This is a genomic window from Sungkyunkwania multivorans, from assembly GCF_042675645.1.
Taxonomy (GTDB): domain Bacteria; phylum Bacteroidota; class Bacteroidia; order Flavobacteriales; family Flavobacteriaceae; genus Sungkyunkwania; species Sungkyunkwania multivorans.
The window spans coordinates 25,055-49,901 of record NZ_JBHTJH010000017.1; the positions used below are offsets into that span (position 1 = coordinate 25,055).

At 40.9% G+C, this 24,847-nt stretch carries 23 protein-coding genes; 14 read left to right on the forward strand and 9 right to left on the reverse strand.

The genetic code is table 11. The annotated features are described in order from the left end of the window. Positions 1-73 precede the first annotated feature (73 nt). The 4 genes from metG to ACFQ1M_RS11690 all read left to right on the forward strand — a co-directional run bounded on the left by metG (position 74) and on the right by ACFQ1M_RS11690 (position 4,671). Positions 74-2,164: a methionine--tRNA ligase gene (gene metG, locus ACFQ1M_RS11675; RefSeq protein ID WP_386408395.1), complete on the forward strand. Its 2,091-nt coding sequence runs from the start codon at positions 74-76 to the stop codon at positions 2,162-2,164. Between the two features lie 98 nt (positions 2,165-2,262). Further along, the gene (locus ACFQ1M_RS11680; RefSeq protein ID WP_386408397.1) at positions 2,263-3,165 is read left to right on the forward strand and encodes a histone deacetylase family protein; all 903 of its coding nucleotides are present in this window, start codon (positions 2,263-2,265) and stop codon (positions 3,163-3,165) included. An 80-nt stretch (positions 3,166-3,245) separates the two neighbouring features. Further along, positions 3,246-4,076, forward strand: coding sequence for a phosphatase PAP2 family protein (locus tag ACFQ1M_RS11685; RefSeq protein WP_386408399.1), 831 nt, complete (start codon positions 3,246-3,248; stop codon positions 4,074-4,076). Between the two features lie 76 nt (positions 4,077-4,152). Then, positions 4,153-4,671: a ferritin gene (locus ACFQ1M_RS11690; protein WP_386408401.1), complete on the forward strand. Its 519-nt coding sequence runs from the start codon at positions 4,153-4,155 to the stop codon at positions 4,669-4,671. A gap of 300 nt (positions 4,672-4,971) precedes the next feature. Here ACFQ1M_RS11690 and ACFQ1M_RS11695 read toward each other — a convergent pair whose 3' ends face one another. The 7 genes from ACFQ1M_RS11695 to ACFQ1M_RS11725 all read right to left on the reverse strand — a co-directional run bounded on the left by ACFQ1M_RS11695 (position 4,972) and on the right by ACFQ1M_RS11725 (position 13,562). Further along, positions 4,972-5,721: a hypothetical protein gene (locus ACFQ1M_RS11695; protein ID WP_386408403.1), complete on the reverse strand. Its 750-nt coding sequence runs from the start codon at positions 5,719-5,721 to the stop codon at positions 4,972-4,974. Between the two features lie 55 nt (positions 5,722-5,776). Continuing rightward, positions 5,777-7,069 carry an HlyD family secretion protein gene (locus ACFQ1M_RS11700; RefSeq protein ID WP_386408405.1) on the reverse strand — a complete coding sequence of 431 codons (1,293 nt, stop codon included), beginning with the start codon at positions 7,067-7,069 and terminating at the stop codon, positions 5,777-5,779. Positions 7,070-7,100: 31 nt separating this feature from the next. Further along, entirely contained in the window at positions 7,101-9,290 is a 2,190-nt protein-coding gene (locus ACFQ1M_RS11705) for a peptidase domain-containing ABC transporter (protein WP_386408406.1), read from the reverse strand. A 234-nt stretch (positions 9,291-9,524) separates the two neighbouring features. Next, complete coding sequence (locus ACFQ1M_RS11710) at positions 9,525-10,742, reverse strand: lanthionine synthetase C family protein (protein WP_386408408.1); 1,218 nt, start codon at positions 10,740-10,742, stop codon at positions 9,525-9,527. A 512-nt stretch (positions 10,743-11,254) separates the two neighbouring features. Next, a complete protein-coding gene (locus ACFQ1M_RS11715; protein ID WP_386408410.1) occupies positions 11,255-11,413 on the reverse strand; it encodes a class I lanthipeptide in 159 nt (52 codons plus the stop codon). Between the two features lie 149 nt (positions 11,414-11,562). Continuing rightward, positions 11,563-11,718, reverse strand: a complete 156-nt coding sequence (locus ACFQ1M_RS11720; protein ID WP_386408412.1) for a class I lanthipeptide — start codon at positions 11,716-11,718, stop codon at positions 11,563-11,565. Positions 11,719-11,852: 134 nt separating this feature from the next. Then, positions 11,853-13,562: a helix-turn-helix domain-containing protein gene (locus ACFQ1M_RS11725; protein WP_386408414.1), complete on the reverse strand. Its 1,710-nt coding sequence runs from the start codon at positions 13,560-13,562 to the stop codon at positions 11,853-11,855. A 313-nt stretch (positions 13,563-13,875) separates the two neighbouring features. On the opposite strand from ACFQ1M_RS11725, the gene ACFQ1M_RS11730 reads away from it, so the two are divergent. Beyond that, positions 13,876-16,005, forward strand: coding sequence for a lantibiotic dehydratase family protein (locus ACFQ1M_RS11730; protein WP_386408416.1), 2,130 nt, complete (start codon positions 13,876-13,878; stop codon positions 16,003-16,005). Further along, positions 16,002-16,886, forward strand: coding sequence for a thiopeptide-type bacteriocin biosynthesis protein (locus ACFQ1M_RS11735; protein WP_386408417.1), 885 nt, complete (start codon positions 16,002-16,004; stop codon positions 16,884-16,886). The genes ACFQ1M_RS11730 and ACFQ1M_RS11735 overlap by 4 nt, the downstream gene beginning before the upstream one ends. A 36-nt stretch (positions 16,887-16,922) precedes the next feature. Here the strand turns inward: ACFQ1M_RS11735 and ACFQ1M_RS11740 are convergent, their stop codons facing one another. Continuing rightward, positions 16,923-17,255, reverse strand: coding sequence for a single-stranded DNA-binding protein (locus ACFQ1M_RS11740; protein ID WP_386408419.1), 333 nt, complete (start codon positions 17,253-17,255; stop codon positions 16,923-16,925). 189 nt (positions 17,256-17,444) lie between these two features. Here ACFQ1M_RS11740 and ACFQ1M_RS11745 point away from each other — a divergent pair, with 189 nt between their 5' ends. Genes ACFQ1M_RS11745 through ACFQ1M_RS11760 form a run of 4 tightly spaced genes read left to right on the forward strand, consistent with a single transcriptional unit; the run spans position 17,445 to position 19,657 of the window. Continuing rightward, on the forward strand, positions 17,445-17,984 hold the full coding sequence (locus tag ACFQ1M_RS11745) for a GNAT family N-acetyltransferase (protein ID WP_386408421.1): 540 nt from the start codon (positions 17,445-17,447) through the stop codon (positions 17,982-17,984). After that, on the forward strand, positions 17,981-18,478 hold the full coding sequence (locus ACFQ1M_RS11750) for a DUF6265 family protein (protein ID WP_386408423.1): 498 nt from the start codon (positions 17,981-17,983) through the stop codon (positions 18,476-18,478). The genes ACFQ1M_RS11745 and ACFQ1M_RS11750 overlap by 4 nt, the downstream gene beginning before the upstream one ends. A gap of 37 nt (positions 18,479-18,515) precedes the next feature. Continuing rightward, positions 18,516-19,301: a PhzF family phenazine biosynthesis protein gene (locus ACFQ1M_RS11755; protein WP_386408425.1), complete on the forward strand. Its 786-nt coding sequence runs from the start codon at positions 18,516-18,518 to the stop codon at positions 19,299-19,301. 5 nt (positions 19,302-19,306) lie between these two features. Next, positions 19,307-19,657 (forward strand): hypothetical protein, encoded by a 351-nt coding sequence (locus tag ACFQ1M_RS11760; RefSeq protein ID WP_386408427.1) that lies wholly within the window; start codon positions 19,307-19,309, stop codon positions 19,655-19,657. A 41-nt stretch (positions 19,658-19,698) separates the two neighbouring features. Here the strand turns inward: ACFQ1M_RS11760 and ACFQ1M_RS11765 are convergent, their stop codons facing one another. Continuing rightward, a complete protein-coding gene (locus ACFQ1M_RS11765) occupies positions 19,699-20,175 on the reverse strand; it encodes a CBS domain-containing protein (RefSeq protein WP_386408429.1) in 477 nt (158 codons plus the stop codon). A gap of 141 nt (positions 20,176-20,316) precedes the next feature. On the opposite strand from ACFQ1M_RS11765, the gene ACFQ1M_RS11770 reads away from it, so the two are divergent. The 4 genes from ACFQ1M_RS11770 to ACFQ1M_RS11785 all read left to right on the forward strand — a co-directional run bounded on the left by ACFQ1M_RS11770 (position 20,317) and on the right by ACFQ1M_RS11785 (position 24,798). After that, positions 20,317-21,000 carry a hypothetical protein gene (locus ACFQ1M_RS11770; protein WP_386408431.1) on the forward strand — a complete coding sequence of 228 codons (684 nt, stop codon included), beginning with the start codon at positions 20,317-20,319 and terminating at the stop codon, positions 20,998-21,000. Positions 21,001-21,010: 10 nt separating this feature from the next. Then, entirely contained in the window at positions 21,011-23,368 is a 2,358-nt protein-coding gene (locus ACFQ1M_RS11775) for a M20/M25/M40 family metallo-hydrolase (RefSeq protein ID WP_386408433.1), read from the forward strand. Next, on the forward strand, positions 23,358-24,191 hold the full coding sequence (locus tag ACFQ1M_RS11780) for an SDR family oxidoreductase (RefSeq protein ID WP_386408435.1): 834 nt from the start codon (positions 23,358-23,360) through the stop codon (positions 24,189-24,191). The genes ACFQ1M_RS11775 and ACFQ1M_RS11780 overlap by 11 nt, the downstream gene beginning before the upstream one ends. 118 nt (positions 24,192-24,309) lie before the next feature. Next, positions 24,310-24,798, forward strand: coding sequence for a DUF2383 domain-containing protein (locus ACFQ1M_RS11785; RefSeq protein WP_386408437.1), 489 nt, complete (start codon positions 24,310-24,312; stop codon positions 24,796-24,798). Positions 24,799-24,847: the final 49 nt, after the last annotated feature.

A 24,847-nucleotide genomic window follows, 5' to 3' on the forward strand; every position in this document is an offset into this window, starting at 1 on the left:
GGAGGTTTTTCTTTTGCGACAAAAAAACTCTCTTTAAATTCGCTACTTTTGTGGCTTCAAACGAATAGATCCGATGTCACAAGAGCGACCACAATCTGCAGCTGGCAGATATACTATTACAGCGGCATTGCCGTATACCAATGGCCCCATTCATATAGGGCATTTGGCAGGAGTCTATGTCCCTGCTGACATTTATGCACGATATCTCCGATTGACCGGCAAAGATGTGGCCTTTATCTGCGGAAGTGATGAGCATGGAGTGGCCATTCCGATGAAGGCCAAAAAAGAAGGGGTAACACCGCAAGAAGTTATAGATAAGTATCACAATATCATTAAAAGGTCCTTTGAAGATTTCGGCATCACCTTTGACAACTATTCTCGTACCTCGGCAAAGATTCATCACGAGACCGCCTCGGCCTTTTTTAAAACACTCTATGATAAAGGTGAATTTATCGAAGAAGTTACCGAGCAATTGTACGATGCTGAGGCAGATCAGTTCTTGGCCGATCGTTTTGTTACTGGAACCTGTCCCAAGTGTGGAAATGAAGAGGCTTATGGAGATCAATGTGAAAACTGTGGGTCGTCACTCAATGCTACCGACCTGATCAATCCAAAATCGACCATCACAGGCGCTGTACCCACCTTGAAGCAGACCAAACATTGGTTCTTGCCTTTGGATAAACATGAGGCGTTTTTGAAAGAATGGATCATCAAAGGCCATCAAAAAGACTGGAAACCCAACGTTTATGGTCAATGCAAGTCCTGGATCGACGATGGGCTGAAGCCTAGAGCCGTCACTAGAGACTTGGATTGGGGAATTCCTGTACCTGTTGAAGGAGGCGAAGGAAAGGTACTCTATGTGTGGTTCGATGCACCTATCGGCTATATCTCTTCGACCAAAGAATGGGCTACGCGTGAAAATAAAGACTGGGAGCCTTATTGGAAAGATGAGAACACCAAATTGGTACACTTCATTGGGAAAGACAATATCGTTTTCCATTGCATCATTTTTCCGAGTATTCTTAAGGCGCATGGGGATTATATTTTGCCAGACAATGTGCCAGCGAACGAATTTCTGAATCTCGAAGGAAATAAACTTTCCACTTCAAAGAATTGGGCAGTTTGGCTACACGAGTATTTAGAAGATTTTCCAGAAAAGCAAGACGTACTTCGATATACGTTAACGGCCAATGCCCCGGAAACGAAGGATAACGATTTTACATGGAAGGACTTTCAGGCGAGAAACAATAACGAATTGGTCGCCATCTTTGGAAACTTTGTCAACCGTGTGGTGGTCCTGACCCACAAATATTACAACGGTAGCGTTCCAACTCCAAACGAGTTCACTTCGGTTGATGAAGAAACCCTGTTAAAGCTAAAGGCATTTCCTGTCGTGATCGCAAGTTCTATAGAACGTTATCGTTTTAGAGAGGCCAGCCAAGAATTGATGAATTTAGCGCGTCTGGGAAATAAATATTTGGCAGACGAAGAACCGTGGAAAAAGATCAAAGAAGATGAATCAAGGGTGCAGACCATTATGTATATCGCTTTACAGATCTCTGCTGGCTTAGCGGTGTTGAGTGAACCTTTTTTACCTTTTACTTCTTCAAAATTAAAGGATATCCTCAATTTTAGGTCGAGCAGCAGCAAGGATGCTCTTGAATGGAAGGATATTGCCTCAAAAGACATACTGCTCCCTTCAGACCACCAAATTGGCAAGAGCGAATTGCTTTTTAGTAAGATCGAAGACAAAGAAATACAGGCACAGCTCGATAAATTGGAAGCGACCAAAATAGCCAATGATGCCGCGAAAAAAACGGTAGAACCACAAAAGGAGACCATTACCTTCGATGATTTCACCAAATTGGATTTGCGTGTTGGTACGATCATTGAAGCTGAAAAGATGCCAAAGGCCAAAAAATTATTGGTCTTAAAGGTAGATACGGGTATCGATACTCGGACTATTGTTTCAGGCATTGCCGAAAGCTTTCAACCTGAGGAGATCGTGGGAAAACAAGTAACCGTATTGATAAATCTAGCTCCGAGAAAACTCCGCGGCGTGGAAAGTGAAGGAATGATATTGATGACCGAGAATGCCGAAGGTAAATTGGTATTTGTAAATCCGGATGACGCTGGCGTTAACAATGGGGAATCGATAAATTAAGAATCAGTTTGGGTTATTTGTAGACCGAAGCTTACTAAATGTTGCCCCAATTGCCGGCCAGAATGATTTTGGACACTAGGAGCGTCAAAAAAATGAATATGCTCAAAATTGCCTATCATCCAATCTACACCCATCCGCTTCCAGAGGGACATCGGTTTCCTATGCTGAAATACGAGTTACTGCCCAAGCAACTGCTACATGAAGGTTCATGCACCGCGGAAAACTTTTTTGAACCTGAAATCCCTTTAGATGACCATATCTTAAGGGTGCATTCAGAAGACTACTATCAGCAACTGCAAAATCTGACCTTGGACAGAAGGGCGGCTCGGAAGATAGGTTTCCCACTCTCTGCGGCGTTGGTAAGGCGCGAAGTTATCATTGCAGATGGCACCATTAAAGGATGTGAATATGCCTTAGCGCACGGCATTGCTATGAATATTGCCGGAGGTACGCATCATGCCTACACGGATCGCGGGGAAGCCTTTTGTTTGCTAAATGACCAGGCGATCGGGGCAAGATATCTCCAGCATCAAAAACTGGCTGACAAGATCCTTATCATTGACTTGGATGTGCACCAAGGCAATGGTACGGCTCAGATCTTTCAAGATGACGATTCGGTCTATACCTTTTCCATGCATGGTAAGAACAACTATCCTTTTAAAAAGGAAAGAAGCGATTTGGATATCGAACTGCCCGACGGTTGTAGTGACGAAGAATACCTCTCTTTGCTTGAGAAAACGTTGCCTCAATTGATCGCATCACAAAAACCCGATTTTATATTTTATCTAAGCGGGGTAGATATCATCGCTGGTGACAAATTAGGACGGTTGGGACTCACGATAGAAGGTTGCGCCAAGCGTGATCGATTTGTTCTTGAAAGCTGTAAAGACCTGCAAATTCCGGTGCAATGTAGCATGGGTGGAGGCTATTCTCCTGATATCAAAGTGATCATTGAGGCGCACGCCAATACCTATCGGGTAGCACAACAACTTTATTTTTAGTCTTTTTAGGATTAATTTAGGATTAGTTTGAAATGGATATCAATATCTTTCGACTACCAATACCTTATTTGACCACCGCTATGAAAAAAGTCTTTTGGCTCTTTATTGTTGGAGTTAACCTCTCTTTTGCACAAACATCGAACCCTTCATCTGAGAGCACTATTTGGCAATCATTCAAATACGATGCTGGAAACATCGTTAGAGGTATAGGCCATGCCTATTCTAGACCTTTTCAATGGAAGGGCGACCAGTGGAAAACATTCGGAATGGTCACAGCTGCCAATGGATTTGTTTATCTCTTTGACGAGCAAACTTCCGATTTCTTCAGAGACCAAAAAAAAGATATCCCACAAGATCTTCTTAACTACGGCTGGTACTATGGCAATCCCCAGAATAATTATATGCTCACCACAGGGGTATATCTGACAGGTCTATTTACCAAAAATACCAAGTTGCGAAGAACAGGCGTCCTTATGATATCATCGGCAACTGCTGCAGGCGTTTTACAGCAGTTTAGCAAATTTGCATTCGGAAGAGCACGTCCCAAGAGTGGTCGATCGAAAAACACGTTTGACCCATGGAGCTCAGATAAAAACTTCCATTCGTTTCCTTCTGGCCATGCGGTTATGGCCTTTACCAATGCCTATGCCATTGCCAAACAGTTTAAGAATCCATGGGTGAAGGCCGGTATTTACACCGTGGGTCTAATTCCTCCAGCTACAAGACTCTGGGAAGGCGCGCATTGGTTATCCGATATCACCTTTGGAGTTGTCATTGCAATCTTTACCGTTGAAGCTATCGATAAATATCTGGATGCTCGGTACGATGAGAAATACAATGCACAGTCAAAAAAGATGCGTTGGGACTTGCAATTTGCCCCTGGCCAACTAGGTGTGGTCGTTAGGTTTTAAATCAGTTTTAAATTATCGGAACCTTTTAGTTTTCCTCGTTAAATTCTTAACTTTAACTTATAAAATCACAGGAGCTATGTTATCAAAGAAATTAGAAAAGGCACTTAATGACCAAATTCGTATCGAAGCGGAGTCTTCACAGGTATATCTTTCCATGGCTTCTTGGGCCGAAGTGCAAGGATTAGAAGGGGTGGCTGGTTTTATGTATGGGCATTCGGACGAGGAGCGTTTGCACATGCTGAAGCTGGTAAAATATGTAAATGAGCGCGGAGGACATGCTAAAATTTCTACGTTGAGTGCTCCTAAGACCGAATTTGGGAGCTTTCAAAAAATGTTTCAGGAGTTGTATGATCACGAAATATTCGTTTCTAAGAGCATCAATGACCTGGTTCATATTTGTCTTGAAGAAAAAGACTATGCGACGCATAATTTCTTACAATGGTATGTCGCAGAACAAATTGAAGAAGAAGCGTTAGCGCGGACCGTCTTGGATAAGATCAACCTTATTGGAAATGATAAAGGCGGACTGTATCTCTTTGATCGCGATGTACAACTGATCTCTGTAGAAAGTGCCGCTAGCGGTCCGCAGCCTTAACTTTAACAATTTACCTTTATTTAGATTCAATTAAAATAATTATCTTTGGCCCCGTTACAGTAAAATGCTATGGGTAAGAAGTCCAAAGATAAAGCTACAGTTAAGTTAAAAAAGATAAAGGCTCCTAAGAACTGTAAGTCTAAATGTTGTAAAAAATACAAGAAAGGAGAGCATAAACGTTGCAAGCGTTGTCCGCTTTATGATCTGCTTAAGGTTAAGAAGGCCGCTTAGTTTTCTACCTTAAAAAACAACCCCACTTTCTCATTTTTTGAAACTGCTTTATGAGAGGAGAGCAAGTTGTTAGCCTAGAGTTTTAAAACTCGTAATGGCCTCCTCAAAGAATTGCACCCCTATTTTCTCATCAGCCTTGCTCACGGGAAGAACCGCCCCCTTAAAGTCATCGCTAAACCAACGACCGTAGGTCAATGGTGAGAAATTCCTCGGAACTACCTGTTTATTCTCATCATATCCGCTGATATACAAATAATAGTCATCGCAAATATTATCGGGAATGGCAAGACCAAGTCCTACGGCAAGTCCTCTATCGTTTAATGTTGCAAAAGCTCCCGTATCAAAGTGATGTGGCCAAATTCTAATTTCGGAATCTAAATCGTGTTCGTGCAGGATAGTTTCGAGTACTAATTGCGTTAATATCCTAAAGTGTAGCAGATCTTGAAGTCGATTTGAATCTTGCAATTCGAAGGTGTAGTCCGTAGAGATTTTGTATGGCAGGTCATAGTGAAGATCATATTTGTAAGGCGTCTCGAAACTGGCGTCTTCAACTTTATGTTTTATCCATTCTAGTACGTTGCCATGCGTGCTACCATCTAATTGAAAACTATCCTTTGCGCCTTTGGCATCCCATACTATCTCAAAACGTTGATAGTTGAGAGAAAGTCTATCTCCAATCTCATTCAGCGGTCGAGAATTAAGGCTCCCTTCTTCGATAGAGAACCCCAAATTGGTGTGGCTGTCGTCTTCTTTCTTTTCAATGAAACTTATTCCAGCCGCAGCCAGATATTGTGCCGCCAAATGCATTTGCTCTATCATCGTGGTCCAATGGTTTTTTCGAAATTACGAAAATCTAGCGCCAAAACCCAGTTGATCATCGATTGACCAATTCTCTAAATTGATAGAAAAAACGTTCTATGAGTCTAAGGTCCTCAGTAACGATCTCCGCAGTACCACGCATTTCTTGTCTAAAGTCGATCTCTTTGTTGTAGGTAGTGACCAAATTCTTTGGAAGCGACCCATCTATCAAATAATATCCTTCACTGTCGGGCGCTCTCGAGATCTTTTTTACCGTTCCTTTGAGCATTCCATATTCGTTATCTGGATAGTTATCCAGCTTGATGTTTACTGTTTGCCCTATCCTGATCTTTCCCGAATTACGAGAAGGTGCTCTTAGCTTGGCTACATAGTCTGCATTTTGGTCAGGGATGATGGTAAATACAAGGTCTCCTACATTCACGGTTTGGTTCTTGTTCTGGATGTTGAGAAAAGTGACACTTCCATCAATATTGGATTTTAGCACATATTTCAACTCCCAATCTTTGATCGCTTTCTTGAGTTGATTATACGACTGCATCACACTTCGAAACAACTTCTTCTCTTCCTTTGTTCTGTTGATCTCGGTATTTTTCTTTGATAAGCGTGCATTGCTTATCGATTCTTTGATCTGTGATATGGTAACACTTACATCCTTGTACCTGCGTTCTGCTTGCAAATACTCCAGTTGTTTATTGTCATACTCCTGCTTTGATATGACGCCCTTTTCAAATAGGCTCTTGTTACGGTCCAATTCACTTTTTTTGAATTGGAATTCTGATGCACTCAACTTCTTTTGTGTTTCCAAATTATCCAATCGCGCTTGCAATTGCAATATCGAATACTTGTTTGCGGTGGCCTCACTTGCGAATGGATTGAGACTTTTGTTTAGCACATATTGATCATAGCTATTTTCGAAAAACGCAAAGTCATCTTCGACCTCTCCCAAGAAGAGGATAGGCAGCTCTTCGATTGGGAAATAAAAATCCTCTTTTCTTACCGCTAGTGTATCCGTAATTGTCTTTAAATGGAAAACATCTTCGAAATTCGCCGAATTTTCGATGATGGCCAAAGGTGTATTTGAACGAACCTCTTGATTGTCTTTGACCAATATCGTATCTATCTTTCCTGTGATCTGCGCATATTCTTTTTGAGGTGGAAACTGTGTTGTTACGATTGCCTCGGCTTCAATAATATCTGGATACTTGATAAACCATGAAATAATCAATACCATAATGATCAGCGAGAGGAATAGAACACTCCCCCACCGGATCATCCAATGCGGGACCTTGCTGAGGATCTCATGAACCTCTTCGCTGCGCAACTCTATGTCTTCTAAATTTTCTGGCATTCTTTTGTGCTATGATTTCTAATTCCGTCCATCATTTACCCAATTCTAATTGGTTCTTTACCAAATTATAATAGAATCCTTTTGTTTTGATCAACTCCTGATGATTGCCTATCTCGACGATACGACCCTTATCCAACACTACGATCTGGTCTGCATTCTTTACGGTACTGAGTCGATGCGCAATGACCACCACTGTCTTATTTTTAAAGAATACATTGAGTTTTTCCATGATCACCTTTTCATTGTTGGCATCTAAGGCGCTGGTAGCTTCATCGAAAAATAAAAGGTCCGGATTCTTATAAACGGCCCGGGCGATGAGCAATCGTTGTTTTTGACCTGTACTTAGTCCAACACCTTGCGTGCCTATCTGCGTGTTATAAGAAAGCGGCAAGCTCTCGATGAATTCGCCAATATTGGCAACATCCACCGCATGCGCTAATTTATCCTTATCGATATAGTCTTCACCAACGGCTATATTGTTGGCGATGGTATCATTAAAGATATAACCTTCTTGCATTACTGCCCCACAACGGGCACGCCAGGCCTTTTGCGAGATGTTCTTTAGATCATAGTTGCCGAGTTTTATCACTCCTTTGTTGGGTTCATAAAATTTTAATAGCAACTTCATCAAAGTGGTCTTGCCACTACCGCTAACCCCCACAATAGCCGTTAATTTATTGGCAGGAATATGCAGGTCCAGATCTTTCAATACCATCTGCTCGGAACCCACATACCTAAAGGACAACTTTTTTAGGTCTATATCGAGGTCTTTGGAGAAGTCTACTATCTTTTGTTTGTCAATCGGCTCCTCATCTTCTTTAACATGAATCTCTGAAAGTCGCTCTAAAGATATCCGCGCATCTTGCAATTGCCTAATGAAACTTATAAGCTGTGATATTGGCGAATTTAGTTGTCCAACTATATAGCTTATGGCGAGCATCATCCCCAAAGTGATCTCACCATCGATCACCAATTTGGCAGAAAGAATGGTGATGAGAATATTTTTCAGTTCGTTGATAAAACCTGAACCTACACTCTGGTATTGCTCCAGCGCAAGTCCTTCAATAGAGATATTGAACAACTGCGCTTGAAGATATTCCCAGGACCAGCGTTTTTGCTTTTCGGCATTATGCAACTTGATCTCTTGCATCCCATTAACAAGCTCGATCACCTTACTCTGTTCTTGGCTCACCCTTGAAAATTGTTTGTAATCCAGTTCTCGACGTTTCTTTAAGAAGATCGCGATCCACAGAAAATACAGGATGCTTCCTATAAGGAAAATTCCAAAGATCAACAGGCTATAATAAGCCAACACCAAACTAAACACCAACAGATTCACCAGTGAGAACAGGACATTCAGCGAGGAGGTGGTCAAAATACGTTCTATGCGCTTATGATCGTTGATGCGCTGCAGAATATCGCCTGTCATACGAACATCAAAAAAAGCGATGGGCAGATTCATGAGTTTGATAAAGAAATCGGATACCAAAGAAATATTGATACGGGCGCTTAAGTGCAGTAAGATCCAACTTCGAATCACTTCGATAGCGGTTCTTCCTATAAATAGTGCTAGTTGTGCAAAGAGGATCAAATAAATGAAATGAATATCCTGATTTTTGATTCCGACATCAACAACACTTTGCGTCAAGAATGGGAAAATTAGTTGTAGTAAGCTTGCTGCAACAAGACCGATGATGAGTTGCCAGATGAACTTCTTGTATTTGATAACGTACTTGGACAGGAAGGAAAAATTCAAATTGTCCTTTCGATCGTCTTCTTCGCGCTCGTAAAACTTCGGTGTGGTCTCGAGGAGCAATGCGATGCCTTCTTCGGTATGTTCGTCGGCATTGTTGCCAATCCAATGTTTGAGGAACTCTTCTTTCCCGTACTTGATGAGTCCATAGGCAGGATCGGAAATATAATAGGTATCCTTATGAATATGATATAAAACTACATAGTGGTGTTTGTTCCAATGTAATACACATGGCAATGGCGCCTCCTCTAGTCTGCTCAACGGAATCTTAACCCCTAAAGAATGAAACCCTAATTTTTCTGAAGCTTCGCTTAGACCTAACAGACTGCTTCCCATACGTGTTGTCTCGCTAAGGTCTCTTAGTGTTTGAATAGGCATGTTGCGCCCATAGTACTTTGCTATTATTCGCAGACAGGTGGGACCACAATCTTTAAAATCGGCTTGTTTATAGAATGGAAATTTTTTCAAAGGTCTCGCTTAGTGCAATGAATATACATTAAAAGGGGTTAAAGTTAAAAGTTTTTCATTTATAGCTCTCCTTATTTTGTTGGATATAAAGAAGAAGTCATGAATAATTATCTTTTCGCTCCTATTTCGCTTAGGCCATAATGATCAATGTCCTTTTGCTTCATTGGATCATCGGATCCATGGGCCTATGGCGTTCAACGAAAAACTCCTTTTTTGGATTATAAAACTAATTTCTCAACCTATCAATAAACACTCGTCCCATTTGGTATCGAAAGGAGCAATATAGGAGATCATCGCTAGACCGATACCTGCTATTCCCTCTAAAAGATTTAGTTCTTTACGCCAACCCGGTTGTTCACCTGCGCTCCATTGGCAATAGCCGGCGTAACCGTCTTCGTGTATAGCCATGTCCAACGCTTGTTTCATCCAAAAATCAGCGGCCTCCTTGAAGGCCGCATCCCCCGTTGCTCTATACATTGCTTGATAGATATGCATGACCCCAAAAGCTCCATGGCAAAGTCCAGCATCTACAATTTTCACCTCTTCCAAATCTCTTCGTTTGGATGTGTGTTTTAAAATGTCAAGCCCCTTCTTAGATAATCTATCATTTTTGAGCGCATTGCCTGCATGCCAGAACGATACCCCGATGCCGAGGTCTCCGTAGCACCATGCTAAGCGGCCGCTACCGCTAATATGGCCATTTGTGGTTATCCAATCTGGATACAGCGATGAATTTTCAGAACCCATATAGGCTTGCTCTTCTACATATTTCACAGTCATCTTCAAAAGAGCAGTCACCTCATCTTTGAAAACCCCGATGCGCGCTAATCGAGAAAGAAAATTGATGATGCTAGAATGACCATGAGACAAGCTTAGGTTATATCCGATTAGATGCTCTTCTCTTCTTAAGTTAGATTCCCATCTTAAAGTATCGTTTTCTTTGATCGCCGTCTCCTTCAATCGATCAATTACGCTCATCAAAAGCTTCTCGTACTTTTTCTTAAAAACCGCGGACGCCGTTCGTTGGTATCGCTTTAGAAAATAAAAGCCAACGCCCATTACACCATGTAGAAAATCATAGAAGTTCTTATTGTTGTCAAGCTTCAGAAAAGTTTCCAAAAAATCATCCAAGTCACCCAATAGCTCATCAGTGTCGAGCTCGACGAACTCTTCCTCCTTAAGTAATTCTATCGTCCAAGCCGCTCCAGCAATTCCAGAACAAAAGGTGGGAAGATGAAACCCGTCGTTGATACGCTCTACGGTTGCGGAAATCATTTCTGCACCTAGGTCGGCAACTGATTCTTCTTTTACAAGGCGGGAATAATAAAATTGAAAGAGTGCAATTCCAGAAATCCCCGAAAGCACTCCGATGTCTTTGGATTCTTGCCAGTGACTTTCGATGATCTTATTGATCTCTGTGAGTTTTTGATGAATACGAGCGTCGGTCTCCATACTACTTCGGTTATTCTTTGATGGCGTTGAAGGCAATATACAAAGAAAAGCCACCATCCATCGGTGGCTTTAATAGAATAACTTACATGCCGTTATAGGCATGTCTATACTATTTTCAACAAAGGAACGTCTGTGTTGTCTGTGTAGTAGGACATATCTTCTAGTTAGATTGACAAATTTGAGGACGACTTGGCAAACTTATTATTCCTCCGTTAATACTCTCCATATTTAGTTTGGAAATCGTGTTCTTTTTGAGGTCTAAACCTTTGAGATTCCTTTTTTTCATGTTTAATATTATTGATCATACTAATTGCCTACTCTAGTATTAAGTTTTCGGCTTCCCTTATCGAACAAGCCTAGATTTCAACACAAAGAATGGAAGCTTGTCAACCTAAAGGTAACCAAGACCTAAAAGAAGAAAAAAAGTACCATCCTTATTTTAAATAAAATAGGGCACCAAAAAAGCCTTGTGAGTTCACAAGGCTTCTATAATACTGGATGTTATATCTCACTTAAGGTGACTGTTTGTCTCCAGAGACCGTATGGTCTTCATCGTAATGTTCTGTTGGGAGACAATCTCCTCCATGAATTTTGTGCATTGCAGCTGAATCCAGTTTTGCAATGGTCAGCTTTTGAAGACGTAGTAGGTCATTGATCACATCTTTTTTCATCGTTTTCAGTTTTTCTTTGTTTGTCAAGAAGGTTTTTACTTGCGTGAATATTACGCAATTTGATCGACCGTACTAATTGATCGATGCAAGGTCAAAAACAAATGAATAGAAATAAAAAAAGACAGACCGCCTTCAAATATTCAGATTCACTAAGGTATATGCTTTATTTCTGTTGTTGGTCCAGGATCACCGTAATGTTCTGTGGGTAAACAGTCGCCTCCGTTTATATTTCGCATAGCCGTTGAACTTAGCTTTGCTATGGTAAGTTTTTCAATGCTCAACATGTTACGTTCGTTCTTTTTCATGTTATTGTGTTATAAGGTTATTAGATTAAAATATTGACCGCGCAAGTCCTCGCTCAATGTATGATTAATCATTATCATATCATAATTTATGAACCCTAAATTGAACAAATTAGGGTTTTGTTTGCATTGATCACCTAAGTGTTCTTAGCTCCTAATTTGTCAATATTTCTTATATAATACGAAGGGTTAAGCCCTGTTTTGGATTTAAAGTGCTTTGTAAAGGAATAATCACTTTTATAACCAACTTCTGTAGCTATCGATTTTATTGAGAAAGACCGGAACTGTTTGTCGTTCTTTAAACGCTTTAACGTATAGTCGATTCTTAGATCATTGATGTAATCGTTGAAATTTTTTCCTTTATGATTGTTGATGATCTTGGAAAGATACGTAGTATTGGTCTTTACTTTTTTTGCAATGGACCTTAGATTACATGCCGAGCTTAAAAAGTATTCTTGACTTTCTAGCCGCTGTAGCCCTTTGAGCACTTCATTCACCTTTTCGTCGTCTATGACGATCTCTTTGCTCGCATCACTCCCCGTTGTGCCCACACCTTCATTTTCCTCCGCGCTCTCCAATAGGGCCATCTTGGCGATCAACTCATCAAAAAGGACTTTATTGGCGCGTTGTTTTTTCCTATAAATGATAAAGAATATAATAAGTGCCAACAATATGACCGAAAAGGAGATTATCGTATATAGGTTGACCTTCTTTCGTTTAGCACGGTCTTTCTTTAAAGCCTCTATTTCAGAATCTCTTATCTGAAGATCTTTTTCATTCAATTTATCTACTGTCTGATCTCGATTGCGTTGTGATTGTCTGTTTAATACGATGTATTTATCATACCAATCAATGGTCTTATCTACATCTCCTATTTTCTTGTAATTTTCTATTAGCAAAAGATGCGCATCGATCACCCTACTATTTCGTATGTCTTTATCTTCACCAGTAAAAGAAAGTACATCCGTTAAGTAACCAATAGAGGTTTCGTATGCTCCCTTCTCATAGAAACAACGAGCTTGGGCATACCTTAGGTAGGACATATCCTTATTAGATCTAGCACTGTCCTCTAAGATCATCTGCTCGGTATCATCTAGATAAGTCAGGGCTTCATCGTGCTTCTTCTTAAGACAAAGAATAATGGCTTTTTTTATAAAAAGATCAACCAAGCCGGCCTTATAGTTCATTTTCTCACTTAGAACGATCCCCTTATCAACATACTGACTGGCAGAATCAGGCTGCTCCAAATCGAGATAGACATCACTTGTGATAGTTAAGAGATTAATGTAATTAGGTTGGCCCTCATCTATGAGACTGTAACCGGATTTACATACTTCGAGCGCTCTAGAGAACTGTTTCATACGTCGTCGAATGATGGCAATATTTATCGAGGCGATCACCTCTCGATCTTTTCTATCGATCTTTTTGGCATAATCCATAGCCATATGATATTCGTCCAATGCGCTTTGGTTGTTCCAATCCTTTAAATAAATATTTCCCCGTTTTAGATGAAGGTTACAAAGCAGCGTCATATCTTTTGCCAACTGGGCTAAAGAAATTCCCTTTGTTAAATAATACTCGGCGCGTTGAAAATCATTTTTTACATAGTAAGCATCTCCCAAATCGAAATAGGCCTGTGCCAACTCGTGTTGTGAAGTAGTCCCATCTATGAGCTCATTCTCTAAAGCCTTGGAGCGCTCAGAAGATGATTCTTTGATCATCGCAATCAACTCATCAGTCGACCTAGGGTTTGTTGAAGTTTGTCCGGAACTTCCTTCTGGATGGATCACTAGAAGGAGGAACAGAAGTATGCTAACAAATACATGTGTACGCTGAATCATCATCATCGGACCTCTAAAACACAGGGTTAATTGGAATCATAAGGGATCCCTTGTTGAGCTTTACGCCAAAAGTAGTGAAAATGTTTTCAGCTTGGAAATCTCTATCATCGGCCTTTTTCCGATAACTCTGGATATCGCCTTTTCAATATCAAGGAAATCAAGTTTGCTTGTAAGAGCCTGATAAATTATCTTTAGCCCTAATTATTCCATATACAACTACCCTTTGACTAAGAGCAATACCCATTATCATTTTTTCGATCGTTTCTGCCTTCGCACTTCCTTGTTGCCCGTCTCATTCTATAAAAAATTGACTCAGAATATGGTCGTTGAAGACTCCCAGCTTATAGAAGCATTGGAACATCCGATCATCAATGAGGCACTTTTTTTAGCTTCCCCAGATCTTCATTCGCAACTTTTGCTTTGGAAGAAAGGGGCTCTCAGCGATCCAAGTAAGGTCAATCGTTTGCGATTGGCACTGCTCAAATACCTTGCCAGAATATCCTCTCGGTCCACACCCTTTGGGTTGTTTGCAGGCTGTACCATTGGTACCCTAGACCGGGAAACGGAATTGCTTCTCACCGATAAAGACGCTCATCATCGAGTAACGCATTTCGACATGCACTTTCTAGTAGCATTGTCGCAGTATTTACAAAAACAATCACACATAAAAAAGCAACTGAAATGGTATCCTAACAGCAGTCTATATAAAACAGGAGATCATTGGCGGTATGTGGAATATACTTATGTGAATGGAAATAGAATTCATAGTATCGAAGGTGTCTCCTCTTCTAGCTACTTGGAGAAACTCCTCTCAGCCGCCAAAGAAGGACTAACCATCGACGCGCTCTCCGCAATCATTATCGATGACGAAGTGACCAAGGAAGAAGCTTTTCAATTTATCGATCAATTGATAGAGAATCAGCTATTGATAAGCGAGCTAGAACCTAGCCTTACTGGATCTGATTTTCTTTCACAGCTTATCGCGGTATTGGCAAAAATCCAAGATGCCGAGAGTATTGTACTCCAGCTCAAGACATTTGAGCAAAGATTAGCGCAGCTCGACAAACAGCTAGGGAACGATATCGAGAACTACAAATCGATTGTTGAGGCGGTAAAACAACTACACATCCCCGTAAAAGAGAAATTTTTATTTCAGACCGATCTGTTTATAAAAACAAAGGCCTCCTCGCTCAGCAATAAATGGATGGGTAAAATGAAACGCTGTATGCGATTACTGAACAAGTTGACTCCGCCCCCCGAAGAAACCAACATGCAACTGTTCAAAAATGCTTTTTTAAAACGCTATGAGACCAAAGAAATGCCCTTAACAACGGTGTTGGACGTAGAAATGGGAATTGGATATCTACAATCTCAACGTGGAGATACTTATACTCCTTTTGTAGAGGATCTCCGCATTTCTCGAGATTCGACGAATAATACCAAGCTTCCCTGGAATACCATCAGTGCTGTCTTAAATAAAAAGGTGCAGCAGGCTATCAAAAATAACAGCCAAAGCATTGAGTTAGAAGAGCAAGACTTTCAAATAGACGAGCATCGCTGGGACGACCTTCCTGATACTATGGCCTCAATGGTCTCAATGACGAATATCGAAGGAAAGGAATACCTATTGTGCTCATCTATCGGCGGTGGCAGCGCAGCAAAACTCTTGGGACGCTTTTGTCATGGTCACAAGGATCTAAAGATGCATGTTGAAGAAATCGTAACAAAGGAAGCTGATATAAATTCAAATACCCTTCTGGCAGAGATCGTTCATCTTCCCGAGGATCGCGTCGGTAACGTTATCAAAAGACCCGCATTGCGATCGTATGAGATTCCTTATTTAGGGAAATCACTACTTCCAAAAGACCAGCAAATTCCCGTGGAGGACCTGATGATCTCTGTAAAAGGCAATCATATCCAGTTGCGTTCTAAAAGATTGAATAAGAATGTACGTCCATACCTTACCAATGCGCATAATTTTAGTAACTCAAAGTCATTGCCGATCTATCGGTTCTTGTGCGAACTTAATATGCAAAACAAGCGGAGCGGAGTTTATTTCAATTGGGGTAGTCTTACTACCATATATGAATTTTTGCCAAGGGTAGTTTTTCAAGATATCATCTTATCTGCAGCGCAATGGAATTTCAAAGTGAGTAACATGAACTCCCTTTTCGATAGTCTTAAGGAGGACGATACACAAATCTTAAAGGCAGTGCAGCATTGGCAACAAGAGAGTCAGCTTCCGCAACATGTACAATTAGCGGACAACGATAATACCCTTCTAATCAATTTACACAATGTTAGCAGTATTAAAATGTTGCTGCATACAGTGAAACAAAGGAAGCGTTTTGTTCTAAAAGAGTTTTTATTCAGCGAGAACAGCCCGGTCAAAGATGAACAAGGAAATTATTATGCCAACGAATTAGTAATTGGCTTTTACAAAACATGAAAAGAACTTTTATCCCAGGAGAAGAATGGTTGTACTACAAAATCTATGTCGGAAAGCGCTCCGCCAATATGGTTTTGACCGACATCGTTCTGCCGCTTAGCAATGCGCTATTAACCGAAGGCCATATCGATAAATGGTTCTTTATACGGTATGCCGATCCCGATTTCCATCTTCGAATTCGCTTGCATCTATCCGATATGGAAAAACTTGGGCTAGTAATAAGTTCCATGCATCAGGCGATGGCGACATTTATAGCTGAAGGCATTATCTATAAGGTGCAAATAGACACCTATCAGCGAGAGCTAGAGCGTTATGGAGGGGAGAGCATCGCTTTAGCAGAGTCCTATTTTATGCATGATAGTATACTGGTCGCAGGAGCGATAGACCTGATCGAAGACGAAAATCTCTTCGCATTATATATAGTAAAGACGATCGATCGACTTTTGGATGACTTCAATATTTCATTAGATGAGAAACTCGATATTGCACAAAAGGGAGCTGATGGGTTCAAGACAGAGTTCAATGCGAATAAACATCTCAACAAACAATTGGCACAGAAGTATCGAGACCATCGTGAACAACTTCGGCAATTGATGCAATCGATTCCTGAGGAGAGTGAGCTTTTTCCATTGGAGCAATTAGTAAGACAACGCTCTGAAAAGATGAGTTTTGTGGCTAAGGATATTTTACAGCTTCACAAGAATGGAAAACTCTCGTTGGCCTTGCATGATCTTCTGTGGAGTTTTATACATATGAGCGTAAATCGCGCTTTTAAGAACAAGCAACGACTGCACGAAATGGTATGCTATGACATGTTATTGCGCTATTACCAGATGGAAATAGGAAAGGAAAAAGTAAAATCAAGAAAGTCGAGGATCTAAATCCCCGACTTCTTATGATCTTGATTTGTCCATTGATCATTTTCCAAGCATAAGCAATTCATTACAGATCACCTCCGTGATATAACGCTTTTCCCCCTCCTTGGTCTCGTAACTTCTATTGGTCAGCTTTCCTTCGATGGCGACCTCATTTCCTTTGGCAAGGTATTTTTCTATGATCTCTGCGGTCTTACCCCAAGCCACCACATTATGCCATTGGGTCTCCTTTACGACCTCCCCGCTTTTGTTGCGGTAGCTTTCGTTCGTGGCAATGCTAAACTTTGCCAATTTCTTTCCAGAATCCAATTCAATGACTTCTGGGTCCATTCCTAAGTTTCCGATCAACTGTACTTTGTTTCTAAGTGCGTTCATAATGATAAATTTAATTGTTAAACAGTTAAGACTATCGAGTGACTATCACATCGACACTGCAAATATGAATGCCCTTCCAAGAATTATTCGGTTAGGAAATACTTGTATTCGTTTGTAAACGTTTGTAGTCGTTTGAAAACGGATATTTTTCATTATCTTCACATAATCCACGTTTTAACTTTTTGTAGAATGACTGTATTTGCAGAAACTGAAAGACTGCTTCTTAGAGCGTTGACCTTAGACGATACCAACAGTATGTTCGAGTTGGATTCCGATCCGATCGTACATCGATACCTTGGCAATAAACCAGTAAGAACCAAGGAAGAGGTCATCAAGTATATCAATTACATTCAGATGCAATATGAGAATTATCATATCGGTCGATGGGCGGTCATCGAAAAGGCTTCAGGCGATTTTGTAGGCTGGTCAGGATTGAAGAACAATTTTGAACATGAAATGAACGGCCATACCAACTTTATCGATGTGGGCTATCGACTTATCCCTCGCTATTGGGGGAAAGGCTATGCCACCGAATCTGGAATTGCAGCCGTTAACTATGGTTTTGAGACGATGAACTATGATGTCATCTATGGGATGACCGAGCTTGACCACCATGCTTCCCGAAAAGCATTGGAAAAAATCGGACTCACTTATGTGGAAGATTTTGTTTTTGAAGTTGAAGATCTTCCATTAACTTGGTATCAAATAACCAATCCCTATAGAAAATGAAAACTCTCTGCTATTTTATCTTTTTTGTATTCACGGCTAGCTACGCCCAAAAACAGACCTTGACATGGCAAGAGGGAATGAAAAGCCCTGATGCCAAACTCGAGAATTATAGTTGGATCGCAGGGCATTGGCAGGGTGAGGCTTTTGGAGGCATTGCCGAAGAGGTATGGACCCCGCCATTGGGCGGTTCCATGATGTTCGTCTTCAAACTGGTCAATGACTGGAAGGTAAGTTTCTATGAGATAGGTTATATAAAGCAAATTGAAGAGACGCTCATACTTCAACTTAAGCATTTTCACGGCGACCTAAAGGGCTGGGAAGCGAAAGATGAGACCGTTGATTTCAAACTGATAAAAGCAGAAGGCAAAAAATTATACTTCGATGGCTTTACTATTGAAAAAGTAAGCGATGACCAACTGAAAATGTATGTAGCAGTTGGAAGCGAAGACGGTACGACCAATGAAGTCGAATTCAACTATAGAAGGGTACGATGACCAACATTACTATTCATTATTCAACATTCATTAAAAAATGACCATCCCGATCTATCAAATAGACGCCTTTGCTAGCAAAGTATTCACCGGAAACTATGCTGCGGTCTGTCCGTTGCGAAGGTGGTTAAAAGACGAGCTGCTTTTAGGTATTGCAAAAGAGAACAATCTTCCAGAAACGGCTTTTATCGTTCAAGAAGGGCGGGGCTTTCATATCCGATGGTTTACACCAGACATTGAGATGGACTTATGTGGCCATGCCACCCTTGCCAGCGCACATGTGATATTCAATCATCTTCAATATGACAAGGATGAAATCCTATTTGAATCTTCAAGCGGAATGCTAAAAGCGTTCAAAGATGAAAAATACATTTGGCTGGATTTCCCTTCCCGAATGCCTAAAAAGACAGCGCCCGTTGCAATTATGGAACAAGGCATGGATAGGCCTCCTAAAGAAACTTTCAAAGCAAGAGATTATGTGCTTGTCTATGAACATGAAGATGATATCATCGATCTTCGCCCGGACAAACAAATTTTAGACCAGCTAAATCTAGACCCAGGTGGCATCATCGTTACTGCTCCTGGAAAGGAGGTCGATTTTGTATCGCGATTCTTCACGCCGCAATCGACCATTTTTGAAGACCCCGTAACAGGCTCAGCACATTGTTCATTGATTCCATTTTGGGCAGAACGATTACAGAAGACCAAGATGAGTGCCAAACAACTTTCGGAAAGGGAAGGGACTCTAGCGTGTCAGCTGAAAGGAGACCGTGTGCTGATCGGCGGAAAATGTGTGACCTACCTCAAAGGGGAAATATATATTTAAACGCTATGGAAGTAAAAAAATGTTTAGAATGCGGAACAAAGATCCTAGGTCGTATCGATAAGAAGTTTTGTGGTGACCAATGTAGAAACGCCTATAACAACAAAGTAAACAAAGACAGTAAAAACCTAGTTCGCAACATCAACAACCGACTCAGAAAAAATTACCGTATTCTTGAAGAACTAAACCCGAAAGAGAAAATCAAGACGACAAAGACCAAGCTATTGTCCAAAGGATTCGACTTCAACTATTTCACCAGCATCTACACGACCAAATCGGGCAATACCTACTATTTTGTCTATGACCAAGGATATCTTCCGTTGGAAAATGATTTCTATGCTTTGGTAAAACGAAGATAGCATCTTTGTTGTAGGTTGGAGAAACTTAAAATGCGTAACGTCTAATGCCAATCCTGTCCGTTCAATTTCATGGCTGCTTCCATCACATCCTTTCTACTTATTTGTCCCACCAATCTACCACCTTCGACCACTGGAAATCTTCTATGTCTTGTCTTGAAGAATCGTGCAGCCGCATCAAATACAGTGGCCTCCCCACTGATCGTTTCTACATCTCGCGTCATGAATTTTTCAACTGTAAGATCAGCGATTGGCATATTAAAATAACGCCCTTCAGAAATTTGTTTCATGCAATCACTATCTGAAATGATCCCGATCAATGTACCATCTTCATCAACAACGGGCGCACCGGTTATTTTATGTTTAAGATATATCTCCATGACGTCTAAAAGTGTCTGATTTGGCCCTAAAGTAATGAGCTTTCTAGTCATATGATCGGCTACCTTTACCTTTTGCTCGGTTCCTTTGGTAGGAGTCTTGCGGTCTTTGGCTCGAGGCCCTTGAAAACTTTTTATCCCCATAGTTCAATAGTTTAAGTTATTGGTTGTGTTTCTCTTAAATATACTCATTTTTATATGAAATACTAATCTCCCGGTAACAAAAGTGATATATCCAAGACCTATTTTATATCTTTATAAAAGCTTCCAAAACATTTATATTCATTGGACACCAATAGTATCTTTATCGTTTTTTTCGTTTTAGCCTTGGGGTTGGCGGCATTTTTCTTAAGCTTATATTATAGTAAACTTTACCGCCTGCGACGAGCGATCAACAAAATACCGACCAAACAGATATATGCCGTTAAAGAAGGAGAACGGACCAAGGTCATAGGAAAAGCCGAACTTCACTCCGAAAGCCTCTATGCCCCATTGAGCAATAGAAAATGTGTATGTTATCATGTTAAGGTAGATAAAAAAGTTAGCAGCGGAAAAAGCAGTCGCTGGAAAACCATCATCGACGAATATAGCGCAGTGGACTTTATGATGACCCACCGTGGTGAGGATATCCTAGTGAAGATGGAAAACTATGACAGCTTTTTGGTCAAAGACGCCAAATACAATTCTGGTTTAATGAATGCGGCCGACCTAAAACTAGAAAACTATCTGGCATCACATGGTCATGAAAGTAAAGGCTGGTTGGGCATTAGCAAAACCATCCGTTATCAAGAAGGCATCATTGGCATTGGGGAACGTATCGCGGTGGTAGGTAATGCCACGTGGAGACCGCCTGACGAGTTGAATCTTGATTATAACTATTCTAAAGTAATGGTCTTGGAAGGCAATAAAGAACAGAAACTACTGCTCACCGACGATCCAAAGACCGTCAATCATAAACAAAACCGATAGCACCTGAACAATGAAAAAATTTCTATCAACAATCATATTGGTAACACTTACTTACTGGGGGTTTCTTGCTTTGATGCCTAGCGACTATACGAAAGATACGGCTCCTTTGACCGAATTTTCTACAGAGCGTGCTCTTGCGCATGTGAAAGAGTTGGCTAGATCACCGCATTACCATGGATCTGCTGCGCACAAGGAAGCTGTCTCTTACATCGAAAAGGCACTTACCGACCTGGGGTTAGAGGTCAGTTTTCAAGAAGGATTTTCCATATTCAAATCTGGTGAGCTCTCCGGTTCGAAAAATATTCTTGCACGGATAAAAGGAGAAGGCAATGGTGATGCGCTCCTACTCATGTCCCATTACGATAGCGATCCTCATTCGGCTAAGGGAGCCAGTGATGCTGCATCGGGAGTGGCAGCGATTATCGAAAGTGTCAGAGCTTTTTTGGCTCAAAATATTACTCCTAAAAATGACATCATCATCCTATTTACCGATAGTGAAGAGTTGGGACTCAATGGTGCCAGTCTATTTGCTAACGAGCATCCTTGGATAAAGGATGTGAAACTCGCCTTGAATTTCGAGGCACGCGGCAGTGGTGGACCCAGCAATACCCTACTAGAGACCAATGGCGGCAACAAAAGGATGATCGAAGAATTTCAAGAGGCCGGTGTCGCCTATCCTATGGCTTCTTCCCTAATGTACAGTATCTATAAAATGCTTCCCAATGATACGGATTCGACGATCTTACGGGAGGATGCCAACGTCGAAAGCTTTTTCTTCGCCTTTATCGATGATCATTACGACTATCACACTGTCAATGACAGCTATGAAAACCTCGACCGTAATACACTGCAACATCAAGGAGAATATCTGGTACCGCTGTTAAAACATTTTGCAACGAGCGAACTTGATAACCTCAAAGCAAGCGAAGACTATGTCTACATTAACCTTCCTATTTTCAAACTGATCGCTTATCCATTTTTATGGGTGCTTCCGATGGCGATTCTTGCGTTGGTCCTTTTGGTGATATTGATCGTTCTTGGTATAAAGCGAAATAAACTGCAAGGCGTAGCCATATTAAAAGGGTTTATTCCCTTTCTGCTCTCAATGCTCATTGGCGGTTTGCTCGCATATTTTGGATGGCCAACTTTGAAATGGTTGTATCCTCAATATGGCGAGATCTTACATGGATTTACCTATAATGGGCACGATTACATTGCATTCTTCTCACTGCTAAGTATCTCCATTTCATTCTTTTTATACAAGAAGTTCTATAAAAAAGGAAATACTGCCAGTTTTGCAGTGGCTCCGCTGGCGCTATGGACCATCTTGAATCTCCTTTTTGCCTTCTATTTAAAGGGAGCCGGATTCTTTATCATCCCCTTATATTTTGGCCTATTGATGCTTTACGTGTTGATCATTCAAAAAGAGCCTAATATCGTCATTCTATCCTTGCTCACCGCCCCAGCGCTTTGGATCATTCCACCTATGATCCAATCGTTCTCTGTAGGATTGGGCCTTAACATGTTAGTGATCTCAGCGATCTTTACAGTATTACTGTTTGGATTGGTACTAGCGGTCCTTAATTCTTTTCAACGGAAGAAAACTTTGGGGTGGCTATTTCTCATCCTCTCTCTTTATTATTTCGGAAAAGCTCATTTCTCTTCCGATTTTAACTCGGAACGGCAAAAGCCGAATAGTTTGGTCTATGTGTTGGACGCCGACGAGAATGAAGCTAGTTGGGCCACCTATGATAACATCTTGGACAACTGGACAAAAAATTATATCACGGGAGTTCCACAGAGTGAGGAATTTATCGAAAACGCCATTGTAAGTAAATATGCTACAAGATTTACCTATAAGAACAAAGCACCATTGAAAGAGATTCCCTCCATGAAGTTTGAAATTTTCAATGACACCGTCATCGAAGACAGCCGTCACTTGAACCTATGCATCACACCGCAAAGACCGGTGAATCGATTGGACCTCTATATGGATCCAAACTTCAATTTTCAGCGGTTAAAGGCAAATGGGGTCTCCCCAAAAGATTCCGAGTACCGGGGCGCCGCATATAACGTGTTCACCAAAAGATGGCGGTCAAGATTGCTCACCTATCATCTTAATGAAAACACGCCCTTAGACCTCAAGATGCGGTTTCACAAAGACTCTATCCCTACCATTATTATTTATGAGTCTTCCTACGATCTTTTAGAATCGTCACTATTCACTATTCCCGAAAGGACGTTAGAAATGATCCCAAAGCCATTTGTTGTAAACGATGCCATCATCGTGAAAAAATCATATACCTTGCCCCCTAAACCAGTTGTTGTGGTCGTTGATTCGTTGAGCAACACAAACAATGATCAGTAATACCAAACACATCGCCATACTTGGTTGCGGATGGCTCGGCCTTCCTTTGGCAAAAGAATTGATCGAAAAAGGTCATCGTATCAGCGGGACCACAACTTCGGCTGATAAATTGGCCATTTTAGAAGCTGCGGGTATTTCTCCTTTCCTAGTCGAATTGACCGAAAAGGAGATACGCGGCGATCTAGAGACCTTTTTGAATAGTGCTCAGATACTTGTGATCGACATCCCTCCAAAATTAAGAGGTCTCAATAGTGAAAGCTTCGTGAAAAAAATTCAGCACTTGATTCCCTACATCGAAGCCTCTTCAGTTGAGAAGGTCCTGTTTATAAGTAGCACATCGGTATATGCCGATGATACGTTATTTTCAGAGGTTGATGAAGATACGCTGCCACACCCGATCTCCGAGAGCGGAAAACAATTATTGGTCGTGGAACGGCTATTAAAAGCCAATCTCCATTTTGAGACCAGCATCCTTAGATTTGGCGGATTGATAGGAAATGGAAGGCATCCTATAAAGCAATTGGCAGGAAAAAGTCAATTGAAGAATCCCAATGCACCGGTGAATCTTATACATATTGACGATGCTATAGGCATCATTGTTGCCATTCTTAAGAAAGATAAATGGGGAACGTTGCTTAACGCCGTCGCCCCATTTCATGAGGAAAAAGAGAGATACTATGAAAAAATGGCCTCCATTTATAACTTATCAACACCAATTTACGATTCAGAAACACCTTCGAAGGGTAAGAAAATAGGCTCCAAGTCGATAAATGACATCCTTTCCTACACATTTAAGGTAAAAAACCTGTTAATAAAAGTTTAGTCGATTTTTTCGTACACTTCCTCTAAGATATTATATTGGAATGTCTTATATGGCTAAAAATGAGTATATTACTCGTCTAATAACCATATTAGACTTTGTTTAATTAAAAAAATGGGGCATGGCAAAGTTGAAAAAAGAGCTAGAAGGCCTAAACCATCTTCTAGAAAGTTACTTGGATGCGAAGAATACCTATGTTCATATTTCAGAAGAAGAACATAACTTGGACATCAAACGTTTCTACAACACGCAAATCACCTTACGAAATAAATTTGTCAATGATCTCACTGGCATTATTCGCTCATTGGGCGGAAAGCCACGAGTGACTTCGGTCATTGGAAGTGTGCAGCGCAATTTTAGCGATATTGTTTCTAGTATCATCCAACTAGATAGTAAAAAAGCATTGAACAAGTCTCTGAAAAAAGATGGCGGCTGTATAACTATTGCGAACGAGCTTATAAAGAACTCAGAATTGCCGAACGAGATCATTGCGACCTTGTTTTCGCAGCGGAGTCGCATCATCGAAGCTTGCGAAACAGCACAGGACTTTCTCGTTTCGGTAAAGAATCGAGGCCACATGAAAGTCGTAGGTCTAAACACTAGCCTGTGAGCCAGACGAACAAGTAGCTCAATTATAAAAGTAAGAAGGCGGACAACAA

Coding starts and splice junctions, on each gene's coding strand:
- ACFQ1M_RS11690 (WP_386408401.1), top strand. CDS start 4,153: ATGTTATCAAAGAAATTAGAAAAGGCACTTAATGACCAAATTCGTATC.
- ACFQ1M_RS11730 (WP_386408416.1), top strand. CDS start 13,876: ATGGTCGTTGAAGACTCCCAGCTTATAGAAGCATTGGAACATCCGATC.
- ACFQ1M_RS11755 (WP_386408425.1), top strand. CDS start 18,516: ATGACCATCCCGATCTATCAAATAGACGCCTTTGCTAGCAAAGTATTC.
- ACFQ1M_RS11680 (WP_386408397.1), top strand. CDS start 2,263: ATGCTCAAAATTGCCTATCATCCAATCTACACCCATCCGCTTCCAGAG.
- ACFQ1M_RS11695 (WP_386408403.1), bottom strand. CDS start 5,721: ATGATAGAGCAAATGCATTTGGCGGCACAATATCTGGCTGCGGCTGGA.
- ACFQ1M_RS11785 (WP_386408437.1), top strand. CDS start 24,310: ATGGCAAAGTTGAAAAAAGAGCTAGAAGGCCTAAACCATCTTCTAGAA.
- ACFQ1M_RS11715 (WP_386408410.1), bottom strand. CDS start 11,413: ATGAAAAAAGATGTGATCAATGACCTACTACGTCTTCAAAAGCTGACC.
- ACFQ1M_RS11710 (WP_386408408.1), bottom strand. CDS start 10,742: ATGGAGACCGACGCTCGTATTCATCAAAAACTCACAGAGATCAATAAG.
- ACFQ1M_RS11720 (WP_386408412.1), bottom strand. CDS start 11,718: ATGAAAAAGAACGAACGTAACATGTTGAGCATTGAAAAACTTACCATA.
- ACFQ1M_RS11775 (WP_386408433.1), top strand. CDS start 21,011: ATGAAAAAATTTCTATCAACAATCATATTGGTAACACTTACTTACTGG.
- ACFQ1M_RS11700 (WP_386408405.1), bottom strand. CDS start 7,069: ATGCCAGAAAATTTAGAAGACATAGAGTTGCGCAGCGAAGAGGTTCAT.
- ACFQ1M_RS11740 (WP_386408419.1), bottom strand. CDS start 17,255: ATGAACGCACTTAGAAACAAAGTACAGTTGATCGGAAACTTAGGAATG.
- ACFQ1M_RS11745 (WP_386408421.1), top strand. CDS start 17,445: ATGACTGTATTTGCAGAAACTGAAAGACTGCTTCTTAGAGCGTTGACC.
- ACFQ1M_RS11765 (WP_386408429.1), bottom strand. CDS start 20,175: ATGGGGATAAAAAGTTTTCAAGGGCCTCGAGCCAAAGACCGCAAGACT.
- ACFQ1M_RS11725 (WP_386408414.1), bottom strand. CDS start 13,562: ATGATGATGATTCAGCGTACACATGTATTTGTTAGCATACTTCTGTTC.
- ACFQ1M_RS11750 (WP_386408423.1), top strand. CDS start 17,981: ATGAAAACTCTCTGCTATTTTATCTTTTTTGTATTCACGGCTAGCTAC.
- ACFQ1M_RS11780 (WP_386408435.1), top strand. CDS start 23,358: ATGATCAGTAATACCAAACACATCGCCATACTTGGTTGCGGATGGCTC.
- ACFQ1M_RS11735 (WP_386408417.1), top strand. CDS start 16,002: ATGAAAAGAACTTTTATCCCAGGAGAAGAATGGTTGTACTACAAAATC.
- ACFQ1M_RS11685 (WP_386408399.1), top strand. CDS start 3,246: ATGAAAAAAGTCTTTTGGCTCTTTATTGTTGGAGTTAACCTCTCTTTT.
- metG (WP_386408395.1), top strand. CDS start 74: ATGTCACAAGAGCGACCACAATCTGCAGCTGGCAGATATACTATTACA.
- ACFQ1M_RS11760 (WP_386408427.1), top strand. CDS start 19,307: ATGGAAGTAAAAAAATGTTTAGAATGCGGAACAAAGATCCTAGGTCGT.